Here is a 15153-nt window from a genome sequence, read left to right as displayed (position 1 = left end):
GTTTGAAGACCGGTGCAGAGGGAAAGTAGACAGCATAGTCCAACCCAGCGCTTACAAAGCAAAAGGCCAGCATTTTTCATCAATGGATGAATTAAGCCGGGCGATGATGGACTCTTCCGCTGGTGAATGACAGCCAGACAGAACGCGCCAGTCACGGCGGGATTTGCCATAGTGTGGGCTGACACACTAGCGGAGCACCCCATGCGGCAGAGCGAGCAGCAACTGATCAATGTCAACGGTATAGACCTTAGCGTTCACGTCGCCGGCCCCGCGTCGGGCCGCCCGGTCTGGCTGCTGCACGGCTTCCCGGAATGCTGGTACTCCTGGCGCCACCAGATCAGCGCATTGGCGGCCCAGGGGTTTCGGGTATTCGCGCCGGAAATGCGCGGCTACGGCGCCAGTAGCGCGCCGGAAGCGGTAGAAGCCTACGACCTGATCACCCTCTGCGCAGACATCCAGAGCGCGATGAATCACTACGGTCACGAGCAGGTAGCGATGATCGGCCATGATTGGGGCGCACCGGTTGCCTGGCACCTGGCGCTGCTGGAGCCGGCCCGGGTAAAGGTCGTCTGCGGTATGTCGGTGCCCTTTGGCGGGCGTCCGCGCCAACCGGCCATCAACATGATGCGCGACGCCTACAAAGGAAAATTTCATTACATCCTCTATTTCCAGACACCCGGCCTGGCCGAAGCCGAACTGGCGGCCGATATCCCACGCACCATGCGCCTGATGATGCACGGCCTGAGCAGCCAGGACAGCGGCTCGCTGGTGCAGGACAAGCCGGCCGATGCCGACTGGCTAAGCGACTATCAAGACCCGGGCTCTCCCCCGGCCTGGTGCTCGGATGAAGCGTTTGAGGTGTACGTCAAAACCTTCGAGCAAAGCGGCTTTCGCGGCCCGGTCAACTGGTACCGCAACTTTGAACGAAACTGGGAGCGCACCGAAGCCCTGGCTGGCCGGCAGATCGAGCAGCCCGCGCTGTTTCTGATCGGCGACCGCGACCCGGTCGGCACCCTGGAGGCCTACACCATCAAGAAGATGCCGGGCGTGGTGCCCAAGGTTGAGCAGCACGTGATCGGCGACTGCGGCCACTGGATTCAGGCCGAGAAGCCGGATGAGGTCAACAGCCACCTACTGCCATTTCTGGAACGCCACTTTCCGGCCAACTGACCCGGAGGATAACCATGAGCCTGTGCGACCTGAGCAACAAACGGATTCTCCTGACCCAGGCCGGCGATTTCATGGGCCCCGCCCTGCGCCAGACACTGCAGGCCTGCGGCGCGCAGGTGATCGCCGACCAGCGTGACTTTCTCGACCCCAAGGCGCCCGCGAGCCTGATCAAAGAGTGCGGCGATATCGACGTACTACTGCTGAACCTGGGCGTGCCGGCCCCCAGTACGCCGGCCGATCAGGTTGAGGATGAGGAATGGGGCTTGCTGTTCCGCCACATGGTCGACCCGCTGCCCCGCTTTGCCCGCGCCCTGCTGCCTACGATGACCGAACGGGGCCACGGGAAAATAGTGCTGATGGGCAGCGCCTCTGCTCTGCGCGGCATGAAACGCGCCTCCAGCTACAGCGCCGCCCGCGGCGCGCAGCTGGCCTGGGTGCAGGCCGTGGGCGCCGAGGTGGCCGCCAAAGGCGTACAGGTCAACGCCATCGCCCAGAACTTTGTCGACAACCCTACCTATTTCCCGGCCGAGATTCAGGCCAACCCGGCATTTCAGGCTCGGCTGCAACGCGAAGTGCCGCTTGGTCGCCTGGTCTCGGCAGACGAAGACAGCCACTTCGCCGCCTACCTCTGTTCGGACGCCGCCAACTGCTTTGTTGGTCAGGTGTTCCCGGTCTGTGGCGGCTGGAGCCATTAAGGAAGAGATATATGCACAGCACCACCCCAACCGTCATCCGCAAGCGCTTCTGCGGCCCACCGAACAGCGGCAACGGCGGCTACGTCTGCGGCCTGCTGGCCAATGCCATGGGCGAACCTTGCCAGGTCACCCTGCACGCCCCGCCGCCACTGGATACCGACCTTGAGATCGTCCGCGACGCCGATGGCGCCCGGCTGCTGCAGGGCGACACCCTGCTGGGCAGCGCCCGCGCCTACCAGCTAGAGCTGACCCCGCCGCCCGCCGTCAGCCTCGCCGAGGCAGAGGCCGCCCGGCCCGGTTTCAGCGGCTATGAACAGCACGGACTGCCCGGCTGCTTTGTCTGCGGTACTGAGCGTTGCGAGCACGATGGCCTGCTGCTGCACACCGGCCCGGTAACCGGTCGTGACAGCACCGTGGCCTGCCCCTGGACACCGGACAGCACACTGGATGCCGGCGATGGTAGCGTTGCTCCGGAGTTTGTCTGGGCGGCGCTGGACTGCCCCGGCTACTTTGCCGTGAAAGATCAGGCCGGCGTGGCACTACTGGGCCGCTTTGCTGCGCACATCGAGCGCCCAATCAAGGTAGGTGAAGCACTGGTGGTAGTGGGCTGGGGCATCGCCCATGACGGCCGCAAGCACCGTGCCGGCACCGCCATTTATACAGCTGACGGTGTGGCACTAGGCTGGGCTGAGGCGACCTGGATCAGCCTGCAGAAACAAGCGGCCTAAGGAAGCACTGACCAATTCCACACGCCCTCTGCGAGTGCTCAAGTGTGCAGATGCAAGGCGCGATGTACAGCCAATAGTGGTTCTATTGGCAAGCAGCGCAACGCAGCAGATGCATGCTTGAGCGCTCGCAGAGGGCATGCGGAATTAATCAGTGCTTCCTTAACGCCGACTTACTCGGCGTTGAGGTAGGAAGAGCGCGTCAGACCGAGCCGCAGCGCATCGACAAAGCGCGTGCGCTCGGCCGGGCTGAGGCGCGCACCGGAGACCTTGTCGCGGTACAGGGTCACCAGCTCATCCGGGGCAAAGTGCACGTAGCGCAGCATGTCTTCGATGGTGTCGTGGGTTTCGATGCCACCGTGCACCACCTTGCCATCCGGGCGCAGGTAGACATTCACCGAGTCGGTATCGCCGAACAGGTTATGCATGTCACCCAGAATCTCCTGATAGGCGCCCACCAGGAAAATCCCCAGCAGATAGTCCTCTCCCTCACGCAGGTCATGCACCGGCAGCGTGTTCTCAATGCTCTGCTCATCAACGTAATGGCGAATCTTGCCATCGGAGTCGCAGGTCAGGTCCTGCAACACAGCACGACGCAGCGGCTCTTCTTCAAGCCGGTCAAGCGGCACGATCGGCAACACCTGATCGATCGCCCAGGTATCGGGCAGACTCTGGAACACCGAGAAGTTGCAGATGTACTTGTCCGCCATCTTGTCGTTCAGCTCATCAAGCACCTGCCGATGGGAGCGCTGGCGGGCCTTTAGCTGGGCGTGCAAACGATTGCACAGAGCGTAGTAGCACTGCTCGGCCAGCGCCTTCTCGGACAGGCTGAGCTTGCCCTCGGCATACTGCGCCGCCACATCGGCCATGTAGTGCGTCGCGCGCCAATAGGTCTCGGTGACCATTTCAATATCGTGCTGATCCTGCAGGCGCACCAGATTGCGCACCACCACCGGCAGCTCCTCCCGGTCTGCAATCTCGGGCATCACGTCGTTGTACCGCTCAACATCTGTCACCTGCACAACCAGCACTGCGTGATGCGCGGTCATCGCCCGCCCACTTTCGGAGAAGATGTGCGGATGCGGCAGCCCCTGCTCATCGCAGAAGTCACGCAACATGCCCACCACGGTCTGCGCGTACTCATTGACGTCGTAGTTAATGGAGCTGGCATTGCGTGAGTGGGTGCCGTCGTAGTCCACGCCCAGGCCGCCGCCCACATCGATATGGTCGACCGGCAGCCCTAGCGCGCGCAGCTCGCCAAAGTAACGAATGGCCTCGCGGAAACCGTGCTGATAATCCGCCAGATTGGCGATCTGCGAGCCCATGTGAAAATGCAGCAGGCGCACCCCATCCTGCAGGTTGGCCGCTCGGAAGGTATCAACCACGCGCAGCAGCTGGGCGGCAGACAGGCCGAACTTGGACTTCTCGCCGCCGGTATCGGCCCACTTGCTGGAAGCCAGCGAAGACAGCCTTACCCGCAACCCCACCTGCGGCGTCACACCGAGCTTTTCCGCCTCCTCGATCACCAGCCGGACCTCTGACTCCTTCTCGATCACAATGAACACATTGTGGCCAAGCTTCTGGCCAATCAGCGCCAGATGAATGAACTCGCGGTCCTTGTAGCCATTGCAGACAATGGTGCCCCCCTTGGGCGCCAGCGCCAGCACCGCCATCAGCTCAGGCTTGGAACCGGCCTCAAGGCCAATGGAGACGTTCTCGGTGGCAATCACGTTCTCCACCACCGCCTCTTGCTGGTTGACCTTGATCGGATAGAGCGCGGTATAGCCGGCGCCGTACTCCAGCGCTTCGATGTTGCGGTCAAAGGCGCCCGTCAACTGACGCACCCGCGCCTGCAGAATATCCGGGAAACGCACCAGCAACGGCAGGTCCAGCCCACTCTCGCGCAGTTGTCCTACCAGCTCGTGCAGGTCGATGCTGCCCGCCTCCGGGCCGCGCGGCATAACCTCGACATGGCCCTGTTCATTGACGTTGAAATAGCCCGCGCCCCAATGGCGAATGCCGTAAACACTGCGGCTGTCTGCCACAGTCCAGGCCGATGCATCTTCTTTGCGCGAACGTCGAACAGATCCCATTGCTTCCTCACTCTACTCACTTGTTGGGCTCGCCATTGTGAACCTTGTTCGTGACAACAGTTCCGCTGGCGACTCTAGGGCCTGTTGCCGTTTCGTTCATCCGCCTGCCGGAGGCCATTTTTCGGCCAGGCAAGGCGGAGGGAGCGCAGTGTGGTTATTCCACATAAGCGACCGACAACGCAGCATGGCCAAAAAATGGCCCCGGCCCTCTGGGTTGCGCCTGTAAAGCCGCCACTCGGCGTCGCTCGTCGCTCACGTGGAATGACCACGCTACGCTTCTCGCTTCTTGATTGGCGGCTTTACAGGCTGCAACAGGCGGGCGAACGAAACGACAACAGGCCCTAGCCAAGGATAAGCCAAAAGCCATCTGTCCGCAGCGCCCGCCATGATCCGCCATTTGCGTTCTCTATAAGCTGGCGGCGCGCTTGGGGCCAGATCGGCACTGGTTTAACGTAGCCCGGGTAAACAACAAGGAGACTCCCATGCAACAGTACTTCAGCCTGGCCGGGCGCACCGCGCTGGTCACCGGCGGCAGCCGCGGCATTGGCCGCATGATCGCCCAGGGCTACCTGGAAGCCGGCGCTCGCGTCATTATCTGCTGCCGCAAGATTGCCGAGGGCCAACAGACCGCCCAGGAGCTGAGCCAGTACGGCGAGTGCACTGCCCTGGCCGCCGACCTCTCCACCGAGGCAGGCGCGCGCCAGCTCGCTGATGATGTCGCCAAGCTCACCGACCGCCTGGACATCCTGGTCAACAACGCCGGTACCAGCTGGGGGGCGCCGCTGGAAGACTTCCCGGTCTCCGGCTGGGAAAAGGTCATGCAGTTGAACGTCATCTCAGTATTCAGCTGCATCCAGCAACTGCTGCCACTGCTGCGCACCTCGGCCAGCGCCGACAACCCGGCGCGCGTTATCAATATCGGCTCGGTGGCCGGCATCAGCTCCTTCGGCGAGCAGGCCTACTCCTACGGCCCAAGCAAGGCCGCGGTGCATCAGCTGTCACGCAACCTCGCCCGCGAACTGGTCAGCGAGCACATCAACGTCAATGTGATCGCCCCCGGCCGCTTCCCCAGCAAGATGACCAGCCACATCCACAGCGACCCCGCCGCCATGGCAGAAGACTGCAAGCACATTCCGATGAAACGCTGGGGCCGCGAAGAGGAAATGTCTGCGCTGGCGATCATGCTGGCCGGCACCGGCGGCGCCTACATGACCGGCAACATCATTCCGATTGACGGCGGCTTCACTCTGTAAGCGCACCCTCGGCCGTTAAAACGCCCGCCGCCCGGCGGGCGTCCTCTCCCACCTGAAACACCCTCGATCACGCCCCGGTGTGAGGCGCGCCTGCGCCTTCGCGGTGCAGCCCGATGGCTGCAGGCCAGCTTGCGCACAACCCCCACCAGACGGGGCATAGCGGCAAATTGATTACACAAGAAAATAGTTTGATGACAAATCTATTTAACAGCTATAAACATCTCAAAACCATCTAGAACCGCACGAACACGGCGTTTAATGCGGCTTGAGATAATCTTTTGGATATGTTTATTATGGAAAAAGTATTTATGAATAAGCATTAGGAACCCGGTTTGTCACTTACACCAGTAACACTACGAAAACCTAATAGCACGGACGGCTTTGCCCTTAACAACCTCGTAGAACGCTGCAAGCCGCTGGACACCAACTCGGTGTACTGCAACCTGCTGCAGTGTCACGACTTTGCCGACACCGCGATCGCCGCCGAAACAGCAGAAGGCGATCTGGTCGGCTTTATCTCCGGCTATCGTCCGCCGACGCGCCAGGACACCTTGTTTGTCTGGCAGGTCGCCGTTGACAGCCGCATGCGCGGCCAAGGCCTGGCACTGAAGATGCTGCTGGCACTGGTTGAGCGCGCACGCACCGACGGCGTCGCTCGATTGGAGACCACTATCTCCCCCGGTAACGAAGCATCCGAGGCACTGTTCAAGAAGGCCTTCCGTCTGCTCGGCGCCGAGTACAGCACCGAAGTGCTGTTCTCCCGCGAAACCCATTTCAATGGCCAGCACGATGATGAAGTCATCTATCGCGCCGGCCCCTTTACCCAATCTGCACCCCAATCAGCTCAAGCTTGAGATCAGGAGATCCCATGAACACCTTTGAACAGTTCGAGAAAAACGAATCGGATATTCGCAGCTACTGCCGCTCGTTCCCGGTGGTCTTCAAGCAGGCCCGTGGCGCCGAACTGGTGACCCGCGAAGGCAAGAGCTACATCGACTTTCTGGCCGGTGCCGGCACCCTGAACTACGGGCACAACAACCCGATTCTGAAAAAGGCTCTGATCCAGTATCTGGAAGATGACGGCATTACCCACGGCCTGGACATGTACTCCGACGCCAAGGAGCGCTTCCTGGAGACCTTCAATCGCGTGATCCTGGAGCCACGCGGCCTGGGTGCGTACAAGGTCCAGTTCAGCGGCCCGACCGGTGCCAACTCGGTTGAAGCAGCCCTCAAGCTGGCCCGCAAGGTCACCGGCCGCAGCAACGTCATCAGTTTCACCAACGGCTTCCACGGCTGCACCATCGGTGCGCTGTCGGTCACCGGTAACGGCCACCACCGCGGCGCCGCCGGCGTGCCGCTGTCCGAGGTGAGCCGCATGCCTTACGCCAACTACTTTGGCGACAAGGTCAACACCATCGCCATGATGGACAAGATGCTCAGCGACCCGAGCAGCGGTATCGACAAGCCCGCCGCCGTGATCGTGGAAGTCGTGCAGGGCGAAGGCGGCCTGAACACCGCCTCCGCTGACTGGATGCGCAAGCTGGAAAAGCTCTGCCGTAAGCACGAGATGCTGCTGATTGTTGATGACATTCAGGCTGGCTGTGGCCGTACCGGCACCTTCTTCAGCTTTGAGGAAATGGGCATCAAGCCGGACATCATTACCCTGTCCAAGTCGCTCAGCGGCTTTGGCCTGCCCTTCGCCATCGTGGTCATGCGCAACGAGCTGGACCAGTGGGAGCCGGGCGAGCACAACGGCACCTTCCGTGGCAACAACCACGCCTTCGTCACCGCTGCCGCCGCACTGGAACACTTCTGGACCGATGAAGCCTTTGCCAAGAGCGTACAGGCCAAGGGCAAGCGCATCGCGGACGGCATGCAGAAGATCGTCCGCAAGCACGGCCCGGACTCTCTCTACGTCAAGGGTCGCGGCATGATGCTCGGCATCAACTGCCCGGATGGCGACACGGCTGGCGCTATCTGCAAGGAAGCCTTTGCCAACGGCCTGGTCATTGAAACCAGCGGCAACCACAGCCAAGTCGTCAAGTGCCTGTGCCCGCTGACCATCACCGAAGAGCAGATCGACAAGGCCCTGACCATTCTGGACGCTGCTTTCGCCAAAGTAATGGCTGAGCAGGTCGCGAACCAAGCTTCTTGAGGAAAACAGACAATATGATCGTACGTACACTGGAAGAATGCGAAAACTCCGAACGCCGCGTCGCCACCGAGACCTGGGAAAGCACCCGGATGCTACTCAAGGACGACCAGATGGGGTTTTCCTTCCACATCACCACCATCTACGCCAATAAAGAGACCCACATCCATTACAAGAACCACCTGGAGTCGGTCTACTGCATGAGCGGGAACGGCGAGATCGAAACCCTGTCGGACGGCAAGGTATATCAAATCCGTCCCGGCACGCTGTACATCCTGGACAAGCACGACGAGCACATGCTGCGCGGCGGTACCGAGGACATGAAAATGGCCTGCGTATTCAACCCGCCGCTGAGCGGCAAGGAAGTACACGACAAAGACGGCGTGTATCCCGTCGATAACAGCTGAGGACCAGACAACCGAGAAAAGGAGGATCAATGACGGCAGCGGTTGACTTGTATCCCACACGCCGCCAAGACCAGCCCCGCTGGCACGAGCGAATTGACCCGATAATCTATCGGTGCCATGACCGCGAAGCGCCGCTGACGGCACAGCAGATAGACCAGTTTGAACGAGATGGCTTTCTGCTTCTGCCCAATGCATTCAGCGCGGAGGAAGTTGCCGTTTTCCGCCGAGAGGTTGAACGGTTACGCAGCGATACAGGCATTCTTGCCAGTGACGCTGCAATACGAGAGCCGGACAGCGGCGCCCTGCGCTCGCTGTTCGCGATTCACCAAAGCAGCGACCTGTTTGCTCGCGTAGCCGCCGATGAGCGGATTGCCGGCAAGGTAAGACACCTGCTCGACGGTGACCTGTACGTGCACCAATCGCGTCTGAATATGAAACCCGGCTTCAAAGGCAAGGAGTTCTACTGGCACTCCGACTTTGAAACCTGGCACGCAGAAGACGGTTTGCCACGTATGCGCACCATCAGCGGCTCCATCCTGCTCACCGACAACTCGCCCTGCAACGGCCCGTTACTACTGGTGCCGGGCTCACACCGCTACTTTATCAGCTGTGTAGGCGAGACCCCGGAAGAGCACTACCGCCGCTCGCTGCGCAAGCAGGAGCTGGGGGTACCGGATGACGCCAGCCTCGCCGACATGGTTAGCGAGGGCGGCATCACCGCCGCGACCGGCCAGGCCGGCTCGGTGATACTGTTTGACTGCAACACGCTGCACGGCTCCAACAGCAACATTACACCGGATCCACGCAGCAACCTGTTCTACGTGTACAACCACGTGGATAATCTGCCGGTCGAGCCCTTTGGGGCCGAGACACCCAGACCTGCATTTGTGGCCGAACGCGGCCCGGTAACGCCGCTGCACATCGCGCCGCAGCGTTATCTGTAACGGAGGCATGAGGCCCCCGACCTGCTGGTGGCAGGACCGAATTCACCAAAGACAGAAACCAGGACTATGCATACAGTAGAGAAAATCGGCGGCACCTCAATGAGCCGCTTTGAGGAAGTACTGAACAACATTTTCATTGGCCAACGTCAGGGTACCGAGCTGTACCAGCGTGTTTTCGTTGTCTCTGCCTACAGCGGTATGACCAACATGCTGCTCGAACACAAGAAAACCGGCGAGCCCGGTGTGTATGAGCGCTTTGCCGACGCCCACAACGAGGACGCCTGGCTCGACGCGCTGGACGCCGTTCAGCAAGCCATGCTCAACAAGAACGCCGAGCTGTTCACCGGCGAGTACGAGCTGCAAGCAGCCAATCGCTTTATCGAAGGCCGCATCAGCGACGTACGTGACTGCATGGTAAGCCTGCAGCAGCTGTGCTCCTACGGTCACTTTCAACTGACCGAGCACCTGATGAAGGTACGTGAAATGCTGGCTTCGCTGGGCGAAGCGCACAGCGCCTTCAACACCGTGCTGGCGCTGAAGAAGCGCGGCGTCAACGCCCGCCTGGCCGACCTGACCGGCTGGAACCAGCGCGAGCCCAAGACGTTCCAGGACATGGTGCGCGACAGCTTCGACGGCATCGACTTCAGCCGTGAACTGGTAGTTGCGACCGGTTACACGCACTGCAGCGAAGGCTTGATGAACACCTTCGACCGTGGCTACAGCGAAATCACCTTCGCACAGATCGCGGCCACCACCGGCGCGCGCGAGGCGATTATTCACAAGGAGTATCACCTTTCCAGTGCCGACCCGGCCCTGGTCGGCGTCGACAAGGTCGTGACCATCGGTCGCACCAACTACGACGTGGCCGACCAGCTGTCCAACCTGGGCATGGAAGCGATCCACCCCAAGGCAGCACGCACCCTGCGCCGCGCCGGCATTCACCTGCGCATCAAGAACGCCTTCGAGCCGGATCACGGCGGCACACTGATCAGCCAGGACTACTGCAGCGAGAAGCCTTGCGTCGAGATCATCGCCGGCCGCAAGGACGTGTTTGGCATCGAGGTATTCGACCAGGAAATGCTGGGTGACGTGGAATACGACCTGGAAATCACCAAGCTGCTGCGCAAGCTCAAGCTGTATGTGGTGAACAAGGACTCAGACGCCAACAGCATCACCTACTACATCTCCGGCTCGCGCAAGATGATCAACCGCGCTTCGCGCCTGATCGAAGAACGCTACCCGATGGCCGAGGTCAACGTGCACAACATCGCCATCGTGTCGGCGATCGGCTCGGACCTCAAAGTCAAGGGTATCCTGGCCAAGACCGTCGCGGCCCTGGCCGAAGCCGGCATCAGCATCCAGGCAGTCCACCAGTCGATTCGCCAGGTGGAGATGCAGTGCGTAGTGCAGGAAGAGGACTACGACGCCGCGATTGCTGCGTTACACCGTGCACTGATCGAGCCGGAAAATCATGGCGACGTAATCGTCGCCGCCTGATTCCCCAGAGCATCTGCGATACGCACAAACCCGGCTCAGGCCGGGTTTGTGCGTTATAGTCAGGCGACGGAAATAACCCGATAACGGAATGCTGTTGTGATTGAAGCTGTCTGGATTGCCTTTGCCTTTGGCCTGGGTCTGCTATTCAAGCAGATCGGCCTGCCCCCTTTGATTGGTTACCTGGGTGCCGGGTTCGCCCTCTCGTTGCTGGGCGAGCGCGTTGGCGTCGGCCCGGACGACAGCTACATTCTCACGCACATTGCCCACCTGGGCGTACTACTGCTGCTCTTCACCGTCGGCTTGAAGCTGAAGGTAAAAAACCTGGTACGCCCAGAAGTGGTCGGCGGCAGCCTGCTGCACTTCGGACTGTCCACCGCGCTCTTCCTTCCCGCCTTCCTCTACTTACTTGATCTGCCCTTGGGGGAGGCCTCCCTGCTGGCCATGGCACTGTCATTCTCCAGCACCGTGCTGGCTGCCAAGGTACTGGAAAGCAAGCGTGAACTACGCGCCTTCCATGGCCGGGTTGCGATTGGTGTACTCATCATGCAGGACCTGATAGCTCTGGTGGCCATCAGCATTGCCAGCGGCAAGAGCCCATCAAGCTGGGCCCTGATGGTCCTGATTCTGCCGCTATGCAAGCCACTGCTGTACAAGCTACTGGACCTGAGCGGCCACGAAGAGCTGATGGTGCTGCTCGGACTGCTGCTGGCACTGGTGGTCGGCGGTGCCGGCTTTGAAAAACTGGGGCTAAGCTCCGAGCTGGGCGCGCTGGCATTCGGTGCCATGTTGGCCGGCCACAAGCGCGCCGGCGAGTTGTCGCAGTCGCTGTGGAGCCTGAAAGAGATTTTCCTGGTCGGCTTTTTCCTGCAGATCGGCCTGGGCGGTCTGCCGGATCAGCACGCCCTGATCTTCGCACTGATCATGACGCTGCTGCTGCCGCTGAAAAGTGCGCTGTTCTTCCTGCTCTTCGTTGGCTTCAAGTTGCGGGCCCGCAGCGCCTTTCTGAGCAGCCTGACACTGACCAACTACAGCGAGTTCGGGCTGATCATGGCCAGCCTGGTGTTGCCGCAATGGCTGGTGCCCCTGGCCCTAACCGTCGCCTTCTCCTTTGTGATTTCCGCCCCATTGAACCGGATCGTACACGGCATCTACGAGCACATAGCGCCGCTGCTCACCCGCTTTGAGCGCGATATTCGCCACCCGGACGAGCAACCAATCACCCTGGACGATGCGCAGATCCTGGTCATGGGTCTGGGCCGAACTGGCCGGGCAGCCTACGACAACCTGTCAGAGAAAGGTTACCGGGTCATAGCACTGGACTCAGACCCGGTAGCCGTAGAAGCCAGCCTGCAGGCCGGTCGCCGTGCGCTATTCGCCGATGCCGAGGACCCGGTGTTCTGGCAAAACCTGGATATGCCCAACATCCACTCGGTGATTCTGGCCATGAACGATGCCGAGGCCAAGACCATCACCGTTCACAATCTGCGTGGCCGCGGCTTCAGTGGCCTGATCGTGTCCCACGCAATGTACGAGGATATCGCTCGGCGCATCATCCAGGCCGGCGCAGATCACACTTATCTCACCATGAGCGAAGCCGGCACCGGCCTCGCCGAGCACGTAGCACGCAGCATTCAGGAACGCAGCAACCTGCTCAGCGACGGGGCGCCAGGAATTCAACCACCTGTGCGGCCGCCGCAGCCGGATGCTCCAGCATGAAGCAGTGACCGCCTGCCGTCTGGTGGGCGCTAACCTGACGATTGCTGACCGCCAGGCGCTTGGCCGACTGAATGACAAACGGATAAGTACGGTCGCCGTAGACAATATGCGTTGGGGTTTTCAGACGACGCAGCGACGACCAGAGCCCTTTTGGCATGGTACGAAACACCTCGGCTTCGCGGCTGGGGCGACAGCACAGCTCGACGCCCCCGCCTTGGCGTTCACGCAACGCATGGGCAATGTGCGCCTCAAAGGCGGTTTCGTCCCAACCGCGGAACATGCCACGATTGTGCAATCCAGCATGCGCCGCGGTGCGATCCGGCCAGTAGTCACGCCGCGCAGCAGCGCGCTTGGCGACCGCGTGATCATTCAGCCCAACCAGTCCCAGACCACGCCGCAGGGCAATCAACGCTGGCGGGAAGAAAACCGGATCCAGCAGCACTGCCCGCTCGAACAGGCTCGGGTTGGCAGCCATCATCAGCGCACTCAGCACCCCACCAAAGCTATGACCACAAGCCACGCTGGGCACATCGCCAAACTGCTTGCGCCCGGCGCTCAGTGCTTCAGCCGCCGCATCAGCATTGCGATTCCAGCCAACAAAGCGCTCCCCGTGATCGCTTAGACCGTGTCCCTGCAAATCACACAGCCACAAATCAAAATCCTTGGCCAGCAGCGCCAGCATGGGCTCGTAGGTACGGGTGCAAAAGCCGTTGCCGTGCAAAAAGTGCAGCAGCGGCTTGCCGCTGGGGGGCGTGTGCCAACCACGCAGGGTAAATCCGGCGCTGACATCCTGCGCCCAGGGTAACAACTCCATCCAGCGAACTCCCCAAGAAACCAAAACAACCAGTCTAATTCGCTACCTGCAGCCTGTCAGTGGCATTCCCGTCTGTTAATCTGGCAATTCGGCCTTGATAGCGATGACACCCATGCTAAATACCCTGGCAACCGGCTCCGGCCCAACCCTGGTCTGGGCCCACGGCCTGACGTACTCGATGCAGTTTGAAAGCCAAACCGGCTGGTTTCACCCCGCTGAAGATGTCGGCATTCAGCGGCTACGCTTTGATGCACGCGGCCACGGCCTGTCGCCGGTCGGCAGTGGCACACAAGACTACCGCTGGTCAGCCCAGGCCGCCGACATGCTGGACGTGGCAAGAAGCCAGACCCTGGCACCGGTGGCGCTGGGCGGACAATCGATGGGCTCGGCGGCGGCGCTGCTGGCGGCCTTGCAAAGACCTCAAGAGGTCACCTGCCTGATACTGGCCACTCCGCCCTGCGTCTGGCAGAAACGGCCTTCGCAAGTGCAACGCTACCGCCAGATGCAGCGTCTCCTTCAACAGCGCGGCATAGATAACCTGATCGCCCTGGCCAAGCGCTACCCGGCTCTACCCGCCTGGCTGCTGGAGGCCCACCCCGAGCACGCCAACGCTGGGCTGCAGGCGATGGCGCAGATATCACCCGACAGCCTGATGGACATGCTGGAAGCCGCCTGCCAGTGCGATCTGCCACCACCCGACATACTGCAAGCCCTGCAGATACCCACCCTGATTCTGGCCTGGCGGGACGACCCCATTCACCCTCTGCTCAGCGCCGAGCAACTGGCCGCCAACCTGCCGCAGGCCCAGCTACAGGTCATCGACAGCGCCGCACAGCTAGCTGACTGGCCGCGACAGATCAGCGAGTTTGTGCGACAACACGCCTGAGCCCCCGCAGAGGGCGTGTAGAATTGATCAGTGCTTACTTAATCCAGGCTGTAATCAATATTGGTCACCACCCGGATGCGCTTAACCTCTGGCGTGAAGGGATCAACGTCTTCAATCGAAAAGTAGCCTTGAGAGGCACGTCGGATATTGCCCACCGCGCTCCCCGAGTCACGGGCAAACTGGTCTGCGGCGGCGCGCGCATCGGCCGTGGCATCGGCAATCATCTGCGGCTTGATCGATTCAAGCTGAGTAAAAATGAAGCTGGGCTGAAACTCGTAACTCTGGGTCAAGGCCACCCCCGATTTCACCAACTCACCCACACTCTGCATGCCCGCCTTGACGCCTTCTACGTCGTCAGTGCGCACCAACACCGTCACCTCCGCGCGATAGCGCTCGGGCGGCAGATTGGCGCCGTAGCTGTTGGCGTGCTGATCGACTATTTTGGGCACCGATAACTGAATATCCGCTTCGGTAAACCCCTTGAGCAGCAGAAAGGAGCGCACCAGCCCCTGCTGGGTTTCAATGTCAGCCTGCAGGCGATCGAGACTGTCGCCGCTAACACTGAAATTCACCGGCCAGAGCGCAAGGTCAGCGGCCACCTCTCGCTCTGCCAATCCTTTGACACTCACTACCCGATCGGCGCCGCGAAACTCCAGCAGCCCGGTTTTCAGGCTCACCCCCATGAACGCCAGCGCCAGCGCGATCAGCAATGCCGCCAGTAGCGACCAGAGGGAAAAACGATTTACTCCAGACATAGACTCACTCCAACCGGGTCATATAGCAGCCCCATGAAACAACGCT

Annotated in this window: 14 protein-coding genes; 11 read left to right on the top strand and 3 right to left on the bottom strand. The window is 61.0% G+C overall.

The window, feature by feature from the left end; translation table 11 throughout:
• Positions 1–201 precede the first annotated feature (201 nt).
• Genes HV822_RS14890 through HV822_RS14880 form a run of 3 tightly spaced genes read left to right on the top strand, consistent with a single transcriptional unit; the run spans position 202 to position 2593 of the window.
• On the top strand, positions 202–1170 hold the full coding sequence (locus tag HV822_RS14890; protein ID WP_238870938.1) for an alpha/beta fold hydrolase: 969 nt from the start codon (positions 202–204) through the stop codon (positions 1168–1170).
• Between the two features lie 14 nt (positions 1171–1184).
• Complete coding sequence (locus HV822_RS14885; protein WP_238870937.1) at positions 1185–1865, top strand: SDR family NAD(P)-dependent oxidoreductase; 681 nt, start codon at positions 1185–1187, stop codon at positions 1863–1865.
• Positions 1866–1876: 11 nt separating this feature from the next.
• Positions 1877–2593, top strand: a complete 717-nt coding sequence (locus HV822_RS14880; protein ID WP_238870936.1) for a hypothetical protein — start codon at positions 1877–1879, stop codon at positions 2591–2593.
• Positions 2594–2763: 170 nt separating this feature from the next.
• Here HV822_RS14880 and speA read toward each other — a convergent pair whose 3' ends face one another.
• Complete coding sequence (speA, locus tag HV822_RS14875) at positions 2764–4683, bottom strand: arginine decarboxylase (protein WP_238870935.1); 1920 nt, start codon at positions 4681–4683, stop codon at positions 2764–2766.
• Positions 4684–5165: 482 nt separating this feature from the next.
• Between speA and HV822_RS14870 the strand changes: the two genes are divergently transcribed.
• The 7 genes from HV822_RS14870 (at position 5166) to HV822_RS14840 (ending at position 12652) form a co-directional block, all read left to right on the top strand.
• Complete coding sequence (locus HV822_RS14870; RefSeq protein WP_238870934.1) at positions 5166–5936, top strand: SDR family oxidoreductase; 771 nt, start codon at positions 5166–5168, stop codon at positions 5934–5936.
• 332 nt (positions 5937–6268) lie between these two features.
• Positions 6269–6790: a diaminobutyrate acetyltransferase gene (gene ectA, locus HV822_RS14865; protein WP_238870933.1), complete on the top strand. Its 522-nt coding sequence runs from the start codon at positions 6269–6271 to the stop codon at positions 6788–6790.
• A 14-nt stretch (positions 6791–6804) separates the two neighbouring features.
• On the top strand, positions 6805–8091 hold the full coding sequence (gene ectB, locus HV822_RS14860) for a diaminobutyrate--2-oxoglutarate transaminase (protein WP_238870932.1): 1287 nt from the start codon (positions 6805–6807) through the stop codon (positions 8089–8091).
• A 14-nt stretch (positions 8092–8105) separates the two neighbouring features.
• Positions 8106–8495 carry an ectoine synthase gene (locus HV822_RS14855; RefSeq protein WP_083723446.1) on the top strand — a complete coding sequence of 130 codons (390 nt, stop codon included), beginning with the start codon at positions 8106–8108 and terminating at the stop codon, positions 8493–8495.
• Between the two features lie 29 nt (positions 8496–8524).
• Positions 8525–9439 carry an ectoine hydroxylase gene (gene thpD / locus HV822_RS14850; RefSeq protein WP_238870931.1) on the top strand — a complete coding sequence of 305 codons (915 nt, stop codon included), beginning with the start codon at positions 8525–8527 and terminating at the stop codon, positions 9437–9439.
• Between the two features lie 66 nt (positions 9440–9505).
• A complete protein-coding gene (locus tag HV822_RS14845) occupies positions 9506–10936 on the top strand; it encodes an aspartate kinase (RefSeq protein WP_238870930.1) in 1431 nt (476 codons plus the stop codon).
• Between the two features lie 96 nt (positions 10937–11032).
• Positions 11033–12652, top strand: a complete 1620-nt coding sequence (locus HV822_RS14840; RefSeq protein WP_238870929.1) for a cation:proton antiporter family protein — start codon at positions 11033–11035, stop codon at positions 12650–12652.
• On the opposite strand, the gene HV822_RS14835 is transcribed toward HV822_RS14840, so the two are convergent.
• On the bottom strand, positions 12588–13466 hold the full coding sequence (locus HV822_RS14835; protein ID WP_238870928.1) for an alpha/beta fold hydrolase: 879 nt from the start codon (positions 13464–13466) through the stop codon (positions 12588–12590). The genes HV822_RS14840 and HV822_RS14835 overlap by 65 nt on opposite strands.
• Positions 13467–13578: 112 nt before the next feature.
• Between HV822_RS14835 and HV822_RS14830 the strand changes: the two genes are divergently transcribed.
• The gene (locus HV822_RS14830; protein WP_238870927.1) at positions 13579–14352 is read left to right on the top strand and encodes an alpha/beta fold hydrolase; all 774 of its coding nucleotides are present in this window, start codon (positions 13579–13581) and stop codon (positions 14350–14352) included.
• A gap of 38 nt (positions 14353–14390) precedes the next feature.
• Here the strand turns inward: HV822_RS14830 and HV822_RS14825 are convergent, their stop codons facing one another.
• The gene (locus HV822_RS14825; protein WP_238870926.1) at positions 14391–15107 is read right to left on the bottom strand and encodes an SIMPL domain-containing protein; all 717 of its coding nucleotides are present in this window, start codon (positions 15105–15107) and stop codon (positions 14391–14393) included.
• Positions 15108–15153 lie beyond the last annotated feature (46 nt).

The sequence above is a fragment of the Halopseudomonas maritima genome, from assembly GCF_021545785.1.
GTDB classification, from domain to species: Bacteria; Pseudomonadota; Gammaproteobacteria; order Pseudomonadales; family Pseudomonadaceae; genus Halopseudomonas; species Halopseudomonas maritima.
Note: the sequence above shows the minus strand (reverse complement) of the source record. Positions and strands in the feature narration are given on the sequence as shown.